We start from the raw sequence: 14,465 nt of genomic DNA, 5'->3' as shown, positions 1-14,465 counted from the left end.
AAGACGGCGGCTGATTCATTCTGCCGCAGCCGGTGGGCGCGTCTCCAATGCCTTGATCTTGCGCCAGTCAAGACCGGCAAACAGGGCCTCGAACTGGGCGTGATTCAGCGCCATCACCCCGTCCTTGATCGCAGGCCAAGTGAACGTTGTATCCTCCAACCGCTTGTAGGCCATCACCAATCCGGTGCCGTCCCAATACAAAAGCTTCAGCCGATCCGCCTGGCGCGACCGGAACACAAACACCGTGCCGGTGAATGGATCCTTGCGCAGCACCAACGACACGATCGCCGCCAGACCGTCGTGACCTTTCCTGAAGTCCACAGGCTGCGTCGAGACCAGAACCCGCACGCGGTTTGACGGGAACATCATGGCCGTGCCCCAAGTGCCCGCACGATCTCAGCAATCCGGTCAGAACGCGTCTCTCCGTCCAATCGGATCGTGACTTGGCCCATGACAATCTCGATTGATGCTGCGGCCAGTGCTGCAGGCTTGACTGGCTGCCCTGCAACAGCGGGCACATGCGCCCCACCGCCGCCATCCGACATCACGACAGGCGCAAAACAGTGGCTGTCATCTTCAACCACAGGCAAAACCAACCGGCCATCGCGTGCCCACCTGCGCCATTCTGAAAGATGGTTCGCGCGAAGCCCATAACGCGCAGCAACCGCATTCACCGTCGCACCCGGCTTCAACGTCTCGGCAACGATCAGCGCCTTGACCTCGTCAGGCCAGCGACGCTGACCATTCCCCCGTATCTCTACACCATAATCCCTGAGAAACTCACCCGTAGTTGCCATCGCGAAACTCCCGCACCAATCTCCGTCAGGCGCGGCATCGCAGGTCAGACTATCGGCTGGAAGGTGGGGGCCAGACGCCGCTTACGCGCCATCTAAAATATCCTTCACTTCGTCCCGTCCGAGAGACGTGCAGCCACCACGTAAGTCGCAGCTATGGACATCGTGAACGCTGAAAATGACAAGAGAGAAAGGAAATGATCAAACGGCTAAGGATGGCACGATTTACAGGAGACAAAGCGACCTAGATGATTACGCCAGCGAAGGATCGTCCCTCAAGGTCCAGGACGAAAAACGCAAAGTCGGAATGAGCAGCAAGTGCCAAGCATCCTGTTTTTGGTCTCGCGTTGGGATTGATCCCGAATGCGTTAAACCGCGCTTGACAAATGTTGCCTAGATGCGGTGTCCGCATTCTTCAGCAGCGGCGTCATATTTTTCCGGATGGAAGAGGCTTTGCATGTCAGAGGAATTTCTGTCACTCTCGCGAGGCTAAAACCGCCGTTTGTCGGTCGGCTTTCAAATCGATCAGAGTAAGACAAGCGCTGAAAAATTTGTCGATCTAAGCCACGATCAGTTTCGTGGATCAATCAAAAAAATTGACGATTGAGAATACATTCGTTCTGATAAGGAAACATCGTGCCGTCAAGAGCCTTTCATCCTCCTAAATGGGGACACGAACAGCTTCGAGCGGCTGTCGATGCCGCCGGCGTCGCTCTATGGTCATGGGACATTGATACGAATAATTTTGCTATGGACCCACATGGCTACAAATTATGGGATGTGCCTCTAGGACAAAAACTTACATTTGAGCGCCTTTCAGAAAAAATTCACCCCGCTGACAGAGACCGCGTCAGGGAGGCATTCTCTGCTACAAAGACAGTCGATGGCGCCTATGAGATTGATTTCCGCACGCTTTTGGACGGTGAAGTGCGCTGGATATCTGCACGTGGTAATGGCGGGGATATTGGCATTGAACAACAGGCAATGACAGGAATCTTCATAGATATCACTGGAAGGAAGCAAGCCGAGGAAGGGCACGAGCTTCTGGCTGGTGAGATGAGCCACCGAGTGAAGAACCTTCTGGCGATTGCGGCTGGGCTAACAAAGATGACTTCGCGATCGTCAGACTCGACGCAAGACATGACGAAGCAGCTCACTCACCGTCTTATTGCTTTGGGCCGCGCCCACGATCTAGTGCGGCCACTGCCGGGAAATCAAGGAATGGCAGCGTTGCTCGGGGATCTCTTTACTGTCTTGCTCTCACCCTACGATGACGATGGTGCCTTCGCAGGTCGGATCAGGGTCGCCGTCCCGCGTATGGGGATAGGAGAAGCTGGAGCGACGGGGCTCGCTCTGGTCGTTCATGAACTCGCGACAAATTCGTTGAAATACGGCGCTCTGTCATCCGAGGTCGGGACGCTTGATGTGTCTGGGACGCAAGAAGGCGAAAACGTCAGCATTATTTGGAAAGAACACGGCGGCCCGGCAGTTACCGCACCTCCGAAAGGCGACGGTTATGGTAGCAAGCTAATCCGACAGACCATGGAAGCTCAGTTTGGTGGTGAAATCAGCTATGACTGGTCTTCAGACGGACTCATCGTAATTCTGGTCATTAGTGTCGCTCAACTTTCAGCATAGACGTCAAAACCATATCACGCAGGGTCCACGGCCCGGCTTCCGATGCACGGCCGGGACAGCGTGAAGCGTTATTGCCCACTGCTTATCGTTCAATTTAGTTCGGATCCAGACTGCATCCCATTTTGCAACCTTGCTTCATTCCTTTGCTGAAATCGGAATTCTTGAACGCAGACAGACCCTGGTTGGCGCAGCTGAGTAACTTCAACAGCAGGTGCCATGTATCGAAATTGCGAAGGTCTCATTTCATCATCTCGGCAATGAAGGAACCGCCGAGGCCAGGTTCAGTGGTCACATGGACGACGCAGTGGCTACTCAAACAGGGCGCTTAGCTGCGTGCCTGCTGTGCGCTTCAAATTGAGCAAAAGCGGTTGCGGAAAAACTGTGCAATGGAACAGATGCTCCGGTCACCGGTTGACGCACGCCAAAAGAAAAACCTTGGACGGCGATTACCGATAGGACAAGAGATTGCGGAACGAGAAACCAGTCCACTTTCAAAGCCCCATCTTTGGCGAACTGCGCGAGGCCGCTTTTGAAGAGGATGCCGGCACTTCTTTATCAGCCTCAATGTCAACAGTTCTAACCTCCGGGGTCTTGGCGGAACCACGCCCCACTGTCCTTGCGCGCATTCTTGTTGCACTGGCAGAGGCGAACCTACCGGTCGCTCGTTTGGCGGAGGGCCATGTGAACGCACGGCTTCTCCTTGACATGCACGCGCCAGACATCGCCCTGCCTGGCGCCACTCTCGGGGTCTGGGGGGCGAATGGCGAGACCCCGGCGCGGATTGAGGGGCGCAGACTTTCCGGCTCAAAGAGGTATGCGTCAGGACTTGGAACCGTCACCCATGCCTTGGTAACCACCTTGGATGACAAGGTCATTCGCCTCGCCCTCGTTGACGTGACCGATCCGGAACGGCACCGTCCCGAAAGTTGGGACATGCTTGGAATGCGGGCGACTGTCTCGGGTGATATCGACCTGACGGGTCTTGAGCCGATCTGGATCGGTGCGCCGGATGCCTATCATACTGAGCCGACATTTATGGGCGGTGTCTGGCGCATTGCAGCGTTGCAACTTGGAGGCACGTTGGGGCTACTCGGTGCTGCACGTGATTACCTACAAAGTCTGGGTCGTCTCGAAACAGATGCCCAGATCGCTCGGCTTGCCCCCGTTCTGGGCCGGGCCCTGGCCGCTTTCGGATTGATCGAACAGACCGCACAAATCGCACAGGGCCCCGAGGGTGCTGCTGATCCCGAACGGGCGGTAGCCTTATCTATCCAAGCACGCCTGCTGACCGAAGAGCTCGCACAGGACGCAATCGCAGCGGTTGAACGCTCCGTCGGGCTGCCGCATTTCGCGCATGGGTCGGAAACGGGCAGGATCGCGCGCGATCTGGCAACATATTGCAGACAGGCCGCGCGTGACGCGATGGAGCAAAGATCGGGTCGCACGCTTCTGACGCGTAAAGGGCCATTGTCCGAGGTGTGGCGTGGGTAGCGTGCATGACTTTGTCTGGGGCTCACCGGTTCTGGTGCTTGCGCCACATCCCGATGACGAGGTTCTGGGATGCGGCGCGTTGTTGGCCGATTGTTGGCGCGAAGGAATACCGGCGCATGTTGCCTGCCTGACTGATGGTGCCGCGTCTCACCCTCGCAGCACAGAAGACGTTGCGGCGATCCGTGCGAAGGAACTGGCTGACGCAATTACCATTTTGGGCGGCGATCCCGAGGCGAACCTGACATGCCTTGGCTATCCTGACGCGGCCCTTCATCACGTTCCATTGGACACGGTGGTTTCCCGGCTGGACGTTTTGATCGGCAAGACGGATGCCCGTATTCTGTTCGCGCCTTCGCCGCTTGATCCACATTGCGATCATGTGACGGCGGCCTTGATTGCGACAAACCTCTTATCGCGCCGCCCGCACCTGCGCCTCATCTATTACCCGATCTGGTCACGCTGGGTCGGCGCTGGAATGGCACCTGCCGTCCTCAATTGCCGGCGCACGTTTTATCCGGTTAACGCTGGTCTGAAATCTCGCGCAATTGCCGCCCATGCCAGCCAGCAAGGCAAAGTGTTTCACGACGACCCCAACGGCTTTGCGATGCCCCCCGGATTTGCCCGTTTGTTTGCCGAAAATCCCGAAATCTATGACGAACGGATCATATAACGCTATGGCCGTTCCCCGCACCCATCTTGAAGGTCTTTATTCCGGCAGCGACGATCCGTGGGATTTCCGGACCTCTCCCTATGAAGCCGCGCGCTTTGACGCGGCACTCGCCGCCTTGCCACGCGACCGATATTGCCACGCTCTCGAAATCGGCTGTGGAAACGGAGAACTGGCACGAAGGCTCGCTTTGCGATGCGATGCCTACACCGGCGTGGATGCGGTGGATACTGCCTTGGCGTCCGCACGTCAGGCTGCCCCGAGTGGGACCTTTGTCAAGGCATTCCTGCCCTGCGAACTGCCGGACGGTGTGTTTGATCTTATCGTGCTTTCCGAGATCCTCTATTTTCTGGATGAGGCAGGACTGGACGATCTGGCCAATCAACTCGACGCCAGATGGCCCGATGCCGATATTCTGGCGGTCAACTGGCTCGGTCCGTCGGGCAACGAGATCGAAGGCGATGCCGCCCTGATGCATTTTGCTACAGCAACGGTGCGCGACTGCCTGTCATGTCGTCCGAGCGACCCACGCCACCGCATCGACTTTTTTCGACCTGTCACCCGGCACGCCAGATGACACAAGCCCTGCACATCCCTGCTGGCTGGGGCAAGACAGGTTTCATCGTCGCCATCCCGGCGCGCAACGAGGCAGCACGCCTTCCTGCCGCGCTATCCGCTCTGGCAGAAGAAACGCCGGGCCTCGATGTGATCGTCATTGCCAATAACTGCACCGATGCGACAGCGACGATCGCACGCCAAGTCGGCGGACCCAGCGTAGCAGTGCTTGAAACCGGATGCTTGAACGGCGGCGTCGGCGAAGCACGGCGGATCGGCATGCATGCAGCGCTCGACGCTGCTCCGGGTGCGGAAATACTTGCAACGACTGACGCTGATTGTGTTGTGAAGTCCGGCTGGAGCCGGGTCGTCCGACAGGCCCTGAAAACAGCCGATGTGGTTTGCGGTCGTGTGGTCCCGGACCCGGAAGAGTTTGCATTGCTGCCGGCTGTCGTGCGCCGCCACGGCCAACTTGAGGACGAGGTATCTGCCCTGCAAGCCGAACTTGACGGCCTCAGATCTCCCGGATTGCATGATCCGCTGCCGCGACACGGGCAGACGCCGGGGGCCAGTCTTGCCTTCCGGAAGGAAACCTATCTTCACGCAGGCGGTTTCGAAGCCATCCCCTGCCACGAGGATCGCCGGATCGTAGAACTCATCGAAGCAACGGGCGGCCGCGTTGCGCGACCTTGGTCGCTTGCGGTGACCGCGTCCTGCCGCCTTGAGGGGCGCGCGCCGGGCGGAATGGCCGACACGATTTCTGCGCGCATGGCGGATCCAGATTGCTTGAACCGCGAAATTGCACAGCTGCACCGCAAAGCAAAGCATCTACGCAATGCCATCGCAGCCTGTCGAAGCCCGTCTCTTGCCTCAAAAGTGAGCCACCGGCGAATTGAACATGACCATCGGCGCAAATGGGGGGAACTCGATGCGTCCTAGTTGAAGGAAATCCAGTCAGTGACCGTCATCAAGGGCAGGCGGAGTTTAGCGCAGCAGCAAACGCAAAGCCGGGAACATTCAGGACGCGTCGGAGGTTCGCAATGAAAGGATATGTCATCAGGAAGAAGGACCAGATTGAAAACAAATGGCTGGCGACGCCGCGCCGCATAGGTCCAGACAGGATCACGCCCGAGATGCTAGTCGTCGGCACAGCCAAAGCTAATCGGAACTCGAGCAATATGGCTGACGTCTGCGTTGACTGGCCCGGATCGGAAGCCTCACCCGTCTGCGTAGCGCGCAGGATTGCGTGACTTCGATAAGCATGCTGCGAAACGAAGCACGCATCTGCCTAAACAGTTGGGTCTACGTCAAAGACGGGGTCAACGAGCTTGCTACCGACCTCAAAGGCTTGATGCAGGATGACAAGAACATAGGCGCGGTCATTTTCGATCGCACAGCGGACGTCGCCAACAGCGTCGTTGACCATCCGACTGAGACCGCAAGCGGCAGACCCAAAGGCAGCCCGCAGGTCTGACAATTGCGGGGGCAGGCAATGACGCCCGCTTCCTCCCAGTTCAAATGCCCCCACCCGAAGGATTCAGCCATGACCGATACGCCACGCCAACCCGACACACTTGACGCCTTGATTTCCGACAGGGGCGCAGGTGGTGAAGTCCATCAGCACGCAACAGAGGGTGCCGAACGCCTGACCACCGCGCAGGGCGTTGTCATCGCCGACAACCAGAACACGCTGCGCGCCGGTGCCTCTGGCCCCGCGCTGCTGGAAGATTTCGCCATGCGCGAAAAAATATTTCATTTCGACCATGAACGTATCCCCGAACGGGTCGTCCATGCCCGTGGCTATGGCGCGCATGGCACCTTTACCTGCACCCGCGCGCTCGGCGATGTCACCCAAGCCGCCCCCTTTGCCCAAGCCGGCAAAGAAACGGACGTCTTCGTGCGCTTTTCCACTGTCGCCGGCAGCAAAGGGTCGCCCGACCTGCCGCGTGACGTGCGTGGCTTTTCGGTGAAATTCTACACGGACCAAGGCAATTGGGATCTTGTCGGCAACAACATTCCGGTGTTCTTCATTCAGGACGCGATCAAATTTCCCGATCTGGTCCATGCCCTGAAACCTGCCCCCGATCGCGGTTTCCCGCAGGCGCAATCCGCGCATGACAATTTCTGGGACTACATCACCCTGACGCCTGAGGCGATGCATATGGTCATGTGGCAGATGTCCGACCGGACAATTCCGCGATCCTTTACCACGATGGAAGGGTTCGGCGTGCATACGTTCCGTTTCGTTACGGCGGATGGCAAATCCACTTTTGTCAAATTCCACTGGAAACCCCGGATGGGGCTGCAATCGGTCATGTGGGATGAGGCCGTCAAAAGCAACGGCGCCGACCCCGACCGGCACCGGCGGGACCTGTGGGATGCGATCGACCGTGGCGATTTTCCCGCTTGGGATCTGGGTGTGCAGATGTTCGATCAGGACTTCGCCGATAGTTTCGCCTTTGACGTGCTGGATCCGACCAAGTTGATCCCGGAAGAAGATTGCCCCGTCGAACTCATCGGCACGCTTGAGCTGAACCGCGCGGTGGACAATTTCTTTGCCGAAACCGAACAGGTGGCGTTTTGCACAGGCAACGTGATCCCCGGCATCGACTTTACCGATGATCCGCTTTTGCAAGGGCGCAATTTTTCCTACCTCGACACGCAGTTGAAACGTCTTGGCGGACCGAATTTCACCAAGTTGCCGATCAATGCGCCCAAAGGCTGCCCTGTCAGCAATTACCAGCAAGACGGACATATGCAGACCGACAACCGCAAAGGTCGCGTCAATTATGAACCCAACGGCTGGGGCGAAGGGCCGCGCGCGCATCCTCTGGAAGGTTACGTCAGCTACAAAGCGCCGGTCACCGGCGAAAAGGTGCGGCTGCGCCCGGAGAGTTTTGCCGACCATTACAGCCAGGCGCGCCAGTTCTACATCAGCCAATCACCGTCAGAGCAGGATCACATCCTTTCTGCACTGGTGTTCGAGCTGTCAAAATGCGTCGAACCGGCCATCCGTTCGCGCATGGTGTCACACCTGATCAATATCGACGAAGATCTGGCACAGGACGCCTGTGACAGATTGGGCATCGCCTCATTGCCGGCCCCGGCCCCGGCGGCGCAACTGACGCGGACAGATCTTGCGCCATCACCTGCGCTCAGCATCCAGCTGACGCCTGCAAACACCTTCAAGGGCCGGATCGTCGGTGTCTTAGTCAGCGATGGTTTCGACGGGGCCGTCTTGAAAGCGTTGGAACAGGCCGTGACAGAGGCAGGGGCCGTCCTGCGGGTTATCGGCCCGCGGATCGGGGGGGCCACCTGTAGCAAGGATGACTGGCATCCAGTCACAGACCAGATCGGCGGCGCGCCTTCCGTGTTGTTCGACGCTATTGCTGTCCTGCCCGGTCAGGACAGTCTTTCAACTTGGCCAGCAGCGATTGATTTTCTGAACGATGCATTTGTTCATTGCAAGTTCATTGCCCTTGGCGACGGTGCCGAGGAACTCAGTGAAACTTGCGGGCTGTCGGAAGACCACGGCGACGGCATCTACGGACTGTCGGATGCAGCTTCTGCCAAGGCATTTTTGGATGCCTGCCGCGCCTTGCGGTTTTGGGATAGAGAGCCTTTGTTCGTCGCATGACAAACACCTCTCCTGTCAAGTTCCCCTTCAACCGTGAAAGACCATCATGACAACTCCTTTCGCGCGTGGCATGGCCCGCGCCACAGAACTTACCCGTGCGGGTAAGCTTACCGAGGCGACCGAATTGATCCAATCGATCATGCAGGGGCAAGCGGCCTCTCAGGATGTCACAGCGGATCAGGACATGATCGAGGGCGATTTTGTCGCGCTGGACGATACTGGCACGGTCAAACCGAAAGCAGCCGAGAAAAAGGCGGAGCCGCCAGCAAAGCCAAAACCAGCGCCGCGCAAGCGGCGCGCCACCGGGCTGCGCGAAACGTTACACGGTCTGAAAACCGGCGGCCTGGCAGGACACAACATCCGACATTCCGCCGAACCTGAGCTGCCAGAAGGCGCAGAGTTTCTGACCCTTACGCATACCAGCATGCATGGCAGCCGTGACTACCGCCTATATGTCCCGGCCAAACAACCGTCAGGCACAATGCCGCTGGTCGTCATGTTGCACGGTTGCACGCAATCGCCCGAAGACTTTGCAATCGGGACAGGTATGAATGCTGTGGCCGAGGAATTCGGCTGCCTTGTTGCGTATCCAGCGCAAACCCAAGCCGCAAATGCGCAGAAATGCTGGAACTGGTTCCATCCCGAAGATCAGGGACGTGACCGGGGTGAACCCGCTTTGATCGCGGGGATTGTCAGCGATATTCTGCGCGACCGGTCGGCTGATGCCGACCGCGTCTATGTCGCCGGTCTGTCGGCCGGCGGAGCAGCGGCAGCAATTATGGGTGACGCTTATCCTGATGTCTTCGCAGGCGTCGGTGTCCATTCGGGCCTTCCTGTAGGCAGCGCCAAGGATATGGGGTCCGCCTTTACAGCAATGCGCAGCGGGGCTGCGGGCTTAAAGCGCACGGGAAGCATTCCGACCATCGTCTTTCACGGCATGGCAGACCGCACGGTTCACCCCGCTAATGGTGCCGCCGTGGCCGCGCAGGTCATCCCCGGAGGGCTCAGAAAACAGCAAAGTAAGAGCGTCCGTGGCGATGGGCGCAGCTACAAGCGGATCAGCCATAGTGATGACGCGGGGCGCAGTATGGTCGAGCATTGGGAAATTGATGGTACAGGTCACGCATGGGCGGGTGGGCAATCCGGCGGAAGCTACACCGACCCGACCGGACCCGACGCATCGCGCGAAATGCTACGGTTCTTCCTGCAGCATAAACGCGTCTTGAAAGCCACGAAAAAGCATCGTTGACACGCGATGATGCGTCAAACAAACCTAAAGTTCTTCACTCATCACGCCCGAGGCCTGATCGCCATGCATGCCACCATGACCCGTGGCTGACTGGTCCATGCTTGAACGGACCATACCACCCATTGCAGGCGCTGCGTTGCATTGATCAGGCAGGTGGAACTCCGCCCGCGCCGGCTGACATGGCTACCCTTGGCAGCGAGGAACGCCTTGGCTATCCCTCCTGAGTCCGAGAACTCGATAGGTGTTACAGCGGATAGACTCGGGATTTTTACACTTTCGCACAATGGGCTTCACGCGCCAGGCATCGAGACTAGAGCTACCCCCGACTAAGCGTGGGAAGCGCTGAAAAGGCGTCGCGGGAAGGGAGACACCACATCGGCTGAACACAGAAGTGAACCTTTTTATGGACTCAACGTTATCTTTCAGGGGTATATGAATGGCGAATAAACGAAAAGGCAGTCTGATTGGCCGCTGGTCGAGACCAAAATCGACCCAGTCCAGCGAGAAAGGGAACAAGAAGACGGAAACTCAAAGTAAAAAAGATGCGCCCCCGAGCATTCAGGGCACTTCTACTCGGGTTGTTGGGTCTGTTCCAGTCATCGGGATCGGCGCTTCGGCAGGTGGTATCGAGGCGCTCAGCTGCTTTTTCGACGCAATGCCTTCCGATAGTGGCTGCGCCTTCGTCGTCGTCCTGCATCTGGACCCAAACCGCGAAAGCGAACTGGCCCACATTCTAAGTAACCATACCTCAATGTCGGTGGTACAGGTCGAGGACGAGATGCGTCTTGCCGCCAACAGCGTCTACGTGATCGCGCCCGACTCCAATCTGAAGGTCAGTGATGGCCAGCTGCACCTGTCCAAGCCCTCGAAGCCGCGTGGCCAGCGCCACCCAGTTGACATGCTGTTCTCGTCTCTTGCCGCCGATCAGCGCGAACGGGCGATCGCCATAGTGCTCTCAGGAACGGGCAGCAACGGCACCGAGGGCTTGCGGGATATTCGGGCGGAAGGCGGCATGAGCTTGGTTCAGACGCCCAACTCCGCAAAGTTCGACGGCATGCCGCGCAGCGCGATTTCAGCGGGCATGGCAGACCATGTGCTCGATATCGACAAGATGCCCGACACCTTGTTGGCCTTCATCAGCCACCACTATGTCGCGGAGCCCGAATCCGCCGAGATCGAGGCTACCTCTGACGAGCGCGAGGCGACGCTAGGGGATCTTCTGGAGCTTTTGCGAACGCGAGGCGGACATGACTTTCGCAACTACAAGCACGCGACGCTGAGCCGACGGGTGGACCGCCGTCTTGGTCTGCGAAACGTTGCAACACTTGACGCCTACGTGGCAGAACTGCGGAACAACCCCGAAGAGGTCACGACGCTTATCCGCGACCTGATGATCAACGTCACGGGGTTCTTTCGTGACCCCGCTGCATGGAAAGTTTTGGCTGAACAGGTCATTGCGCCGATCATCGCAGAGCGTGAGACAGGCGCATCGATCCGGGTTTGGACACCGGCCTGCTCGACCGGAGAGGAAGCCTATTCCCTGGCCATCCTGCTGGCCGAACATGCAGAGGCGGCTGGAAAGCAATTCGACTTGAAGGTCTTTGCAACTGACGCACTCGAGGACAACCTGAGCAGGGCGCGCGAGGGGTTCTACCCGGCCGCAGCAATGATCGACTTCTCAGCACGACAGCTGACGCGCTTTTTCGAAGAGCAGGATGGCTTTTATCAGGTCAGCAAGGAGTTGCGCGACATGGTCGTCTTCGCGCCTCAGAACCTGTTGAGAGACCCGCCGTTCTCACGCCTCGACCTCGTGTCGTGCCGCAACTTCCTGATCTATCTGGAACCGGACGCGCAGCAGCAGGTCATCGCACTCTTTCATTTTGCGCTGAAAAAGGACGGCCACCTTTTCCTTGGCAATTCAGAAACGATCGGGCGACAAGAGGACATGTTCGAGACGGTGTCGAAGAAATGGCGCATATTCCGTCGGTTGGGGTCGACCCGGCGCGGCCTGCTATCTTATGCGCCGCAGCAGGATCAATCGACGTCACGCGCACTCGAAACGACGGCGCAACCGGCAGCAGAGCCTAACGCTTCTGCCGCCGAAATGGCGCGCGACGCGCTGCTTGCGAAGTTCGCCCCGGCATCGGTCCTAATCGACCACAAAAGCCGCGTGCTCTATTTTCATGGCACAACGCGGGACTATCTGGGAAATCCGCCCGGCAAGCCGACGCGGGACTTGCTGACGATGGTGCGCGACGGCCTGGGGGCCAATCTGGGGGCCGCCATCCGCGAAGCCGCGAAACAAGAGAAAAGCGTGACGGTCGACGCCCGCATCCGCGAAGGCAAGTCAGGCCGATCGGTCACGATGACGGTCCTTCCGCTCTCCAATAACGCGCAGAAGGGATTTCTCCTGGTAAGCTTTGCACCCACCGTTGCACAGCCCGACGCGAACGCCACGACCACATCGGGCGATCCTTCACCGGGCGAACGAGCTCTTCAAGAGGAATTGAAGGCCACCCGCGCTGAATTGCAGAACACGATCGAGTACCAGGAAACCACGAATGAGGACTTGAGGGCAGCGAACGAAGAAACGATCTCGATGAACGAGGAGCTTCAGTCAATTAACGAGGAACTGGAGACCTCGAAAGAAGAGTTGCAGTCGTTCAACGAGGAACTGAACACCGTTAACAGCCAGCTTCAGCACAAGATCGGCGAACTTGAATCGACGACCAACGACCTGAACAACTTGCTGGAAGGGTCAGATACACCGACGCTGTTTTTGGACGAAGAGCTCCGCATCCGCTGGTTCGCTCCCGCGACCCGAGATCTCTTCGACTTCATCGCGTCAGACATCGGGCGACCGATCGCGCATCTGGCCCGCAAATTCGAAGACAAGACCCTGTTGCAGGACGTGAAGACGGTTCTAGCGAAGCTGACTGCCGTCGAGGCCGAGGTGCAAAGCGATGCGGGCCGGTGGTATCTGCGCCGTGTGCTACCCTACCGCACGCAGGACAATCGCATTGAAGGTGTCGTCGTCACATTCAATGACATCACCGACCGGAAGCTCGCCACGGATACAATCAATGACGCGCGGGTCTACGCGGAAACCATCGTGCGGACAGTTCAACACCCCTTGCTCGTATTGGGTCAAAACCTGCACGTCCGATCTGCCAACAAAGCTTTTCGTGAGTTGTTCGCTATTTTTGATGAAGACCCCGTAGGACAAGTTATTTTTGAGCTTGGATCGGGCGAATGGAACAATCCACCGCTACGATCTCTTCTGGAACGCGTGCTGTCCGAGGACGAGGAAATCCACGATTTCGCCGTCGAACAGGAATTCCACCAGACCGGGCGCCGCTCAATGTTGCTGACGGCGTGTAGATTGCCGCAAGACAACAGACGCGACGACCTGATCCTGATTGCCATCGAGGACGTGACCGAGCGCAAGCGCTTCGAGGAGCACCGGGAAACTCTGGTCGGTGAACTCAACCACCGGATCAAGAACGTCATGGCGACGGTCCAAGCCATCGCGTCGCAGACGCTGCGCTGCGCCACGTCGCTTGAAGAGGCCCGCATAAATTTTGGAGCGCGCCTGGTGGCACTGGGCAAATCACATGACTTGCTGACAAACGAAAACTGGGCCGGTGCGGATTTGCGTGACGTAGTGACGGACACTGTCAAGCCACTTTCTACAGAGCGGGACCGCGTCAAAGTTGACGGCCCGCGCCTCTGGCTGCTGCCGAGTGCGGCGCTGTCGGTTTCGATGGCCTTGCACGAACTGGCCACGAACGCTGCGAAATACGGTGCGCTATCGACCGAGGAGGGGCACGTCGACATCATATGGAAGCTCTTGGGCAGCGGACAGGATCGGCGGCTCTCGTTACAATGGTCGGAAAGCGGGGGCCCACCTGTCACTCCCCCTACGCGCAAGGGCTTCGGCTCGATGTTGATCCAGAAGCTTCTAGCGGCGGAACTGGATGGAGAGGTGGAAGTTAGATACGAAGTATTCGGGGTCGTCTGCACAATCAATGCGCCTATGCCGGATGAGTACGCAAAGGAAACCGAGTGACCGAATTTTCAACCAAAAGAGTTCTTATCGTCGAGGACGAGGTTCTGCTGGCCATGGACTTGGAGGAGATGTTGACTGACATCGGGCATACCGTCGCAGGACAAGCCACCCGCGTCGGTAAGGCGATCAAACTCGCCCGAGAGATTGACCTGGATTTCGCCGTTCTTGATATCAATGTGGCCGGGACCAAGTCCTTTCCCGTCGCAGATATCCTCCGCGAACGTGGGATTCCCTTCACCTTCGCCACGGGATACGGCGTCGACGGGCTTCAGGACGGTTATCGTGATCTGCCGGTGTTGCAAAAGCCCTATACGCAGAGCGATCTGGAGCGCACTATCTCGGAGGCTTGTCGCGGCTGATCGGGA

General features: G+C 58.1%; 11 protein-coding genes. 9 read left to right on the top strand and 2 right to left on the bottom strand.

Going from position 1 to position 14,465, the window contains the following annotated elements:
* Window positions 1-15: 15 nt before the first annotated feature.
* Window positions 16-369, bottom strand: a complete 354-nt coding sequence (gene tnpB / locus VCK47_RS11860) for an IS66 family insertion sequence element accessory protein TnpB (protein ID WP_322890643.1) — start codon at window positions 367-369, stop codon at window positions 16-18.
* The gene (tnpA, locus tag VCK47_RS11855) at window positions 366-797 is read right to left on the bottom strand and encodes an IS66-like element accessory protein TnpA (RefSeq protein WP_322890644.1); all 432 of its coding nucleotides are present in this window, start codon (window positions 795-797) and stop codon (window positions 366-368) included. Before tnpA ends, tnpB begins: the two co-directional genes overlap by 4 nt.
* Window positions 798-1,430: 633 nt before the next feature.
* Here tnpA and VCK47_RS11850 point away from each other — a divergent pair.
* The 9 genes from VCK47_RS11850 (at window position 1,431) to VCK47_RS11810 (ending at window position 14,459) form a co-directional block, all read left to right on the top strand.
* Window positions 1,431-2,432 (top strand): sensor histidine kinase, encoded by a 1,002-nt coding sequence (locus VCK47_RS11850; RefSeq protein WP_322890645.1) that lies wholly within the window; start codon window positions 1,431-1,433, stop codon window positions 2,430-2,432.
* A 465-nt stretch (window positions 2,433-2,897) separates the two neighbouring features.
* The gene (locus tag VCK47_RS11845) at window positions 2,898-3,923 is read left to right on the top strand and encodes an acyl-CoA dehydrogenase (RefSeq protein WP_322892284.1); all 1,026 of its coding nucleotides are present in this window, start codon (window positions 2,898-2,900) and stop codon (window positions 3,921-3,923) included.
* Window positions 3,916-4,593 (top strand): PIG-L deacetylase family protein, encoded by a 678-nt coding sequence (locus VCK47_RS11840; protein ID WP_322890647.1) that lies wholly within the window; start codon window positions 3,916-3,918, stop codon window positions 4,591-4,593. The genes VCK47_RS11845 and VCK47_RS11840 overlap by 8 nt, the downstream gene beginning before the upstream one ends.
* Window positions 4,594-4,597: 4 nt before the next feature.
* Window positions 4,598-5,167 carry a class I SAM-dependent methyltransferase gene (locus VCK47_RS11835; protein WP_322890648.1) on the top strand — a complete coding sequence of 190 codons (570 nt, stop codon included), beginning with the start codon at window positions 4,598-4,600 and terminating at the stop codon, window positions 5,165-5,167.
* On the top strand, window positions 5,164-6,084 hold the full coding sequence (locus tag VCK47_RS11830) for a glycosyltransferase (protein ID WP_322890649.1): 921 nt from the start codon (window positions 5,164-5,166) through the stop codon (window positions 6,082-6,084). Before VCK47_RS11835 ends, VCK47_RS11830 begins: the two co-directional genes overlap by 4 nt.
* Window positions 6,085-6,688: 604 nt before the next feature.
* Window positions 6,689-8,782, top strand: coding sequence for a catalase (locus tag VCK47_RS11825; protein WP_322890650.1), 2,094 nt, complete (start codon window positions 6,689-6,691; stop codon window positions 8,780-8,782).
* Window positions 8,783-8,828: 46 nt separating this feature from the next.
* Entirely contained in the window at window positions 8,829-10,031 is a 1,203-nt protein-coding gene (locus VCK47_RS11820; RefSeq protein ID WP_322890651.1) for a PHB depolymerase family esterase, read from the top strand.
* A 436-nt stretch (window positions 10,032-10,467) separates the two neighbouring features.
* Window positions 10,468-14,100, top strand: coding sequence for a CheR family methyltransferase (locus tag VCK47_RS11815; protein ID WP_322890652.1), 3,633 nt, complete (start codon window positions 10,468-10,470; stop codon window positions 14,098-14,100).
* Complete coding sequence (locus VCK47_RS11810) at window positions 14,097-14,459, top strand: response regulator (RefSeq protein WP_322890653.1); 363 nt, start codon at window positions 14,097-14,099, stop codon at window positions 14,457-14,459. The genes VCK47_RS11815 and VCK47_RS11810 overlap by 4 nt, the downstream gene beginning before the upstream one ends.
* Window positions 14,460-14,465 lie beyond the last annotated feature (6 nt).

The sequence above is a fragment of the Yoonia sp. 72 genome (genome assembly GCF_034652275.1).
GTDB lineage: Bacteria > Pseudomonadota > Alphaproteobacteria > Rhodobacterales > Rhodobacteraceae > Yoonia.
This window is presented reverse-complemented; position numbering and strand designations above follow the sequence as displayed.

What these genes read in the sequence shown, in the direction of transcription:
- VCK47_RS11820 (WP_322890651.1), top strand. Translation starts at nt 8,829, where the DNA reads ATGACAACTCCTTTCGCGCGTGGCATGGCCCGCGCCACAGAACTTACC.
- VCK47_RS11835 (WP_322890648.1), top strand. Translation starts at nt 4,598, where the DNA reads ATGGCCGTTCCCCGCACCCATCTTGAAGGTCTTTATTCCGGCAGCGAC.
- tnpB (WP_322890643.1), bottom strand. Translation starts at nt 369, where the DNA reads ATGATGTTCCCGTCAAACCGCGTGCGGGTTCTGGTCTCGACGCAGCCT.
- VCK47_RS11825 (WP_322890650.1), top strand. Translation starts at nt 6,689, where the DNA reads ATGACCGATACGCCACGCCAACCCGACACACTTGACGCCTTGATTTCC.
- tnpA (WP_322890644.1), bottom strand. Translation starts at nt 797, where the DNA reads ATGGCAACTACGGGTGAGTTTCTCAGGGATTATGGTGTAGAGATACGG.
- VCK47_RS11830 (WP_322890649.1), top strand. Translation starts at nt 5,164, where the DNA reads ATGACACAAGCCCTGCACATCCCTGCTGGCTGGGGCAAGACAGGTTTC.
- VCK47_RS11815 (WP_322890652.1), top strand. Translation starts at nt 10,468, where the DNA reads ATGGCGAATAAACGAAAAGGCAGTCTGATTGGCCGCTGGTCGAGACCA.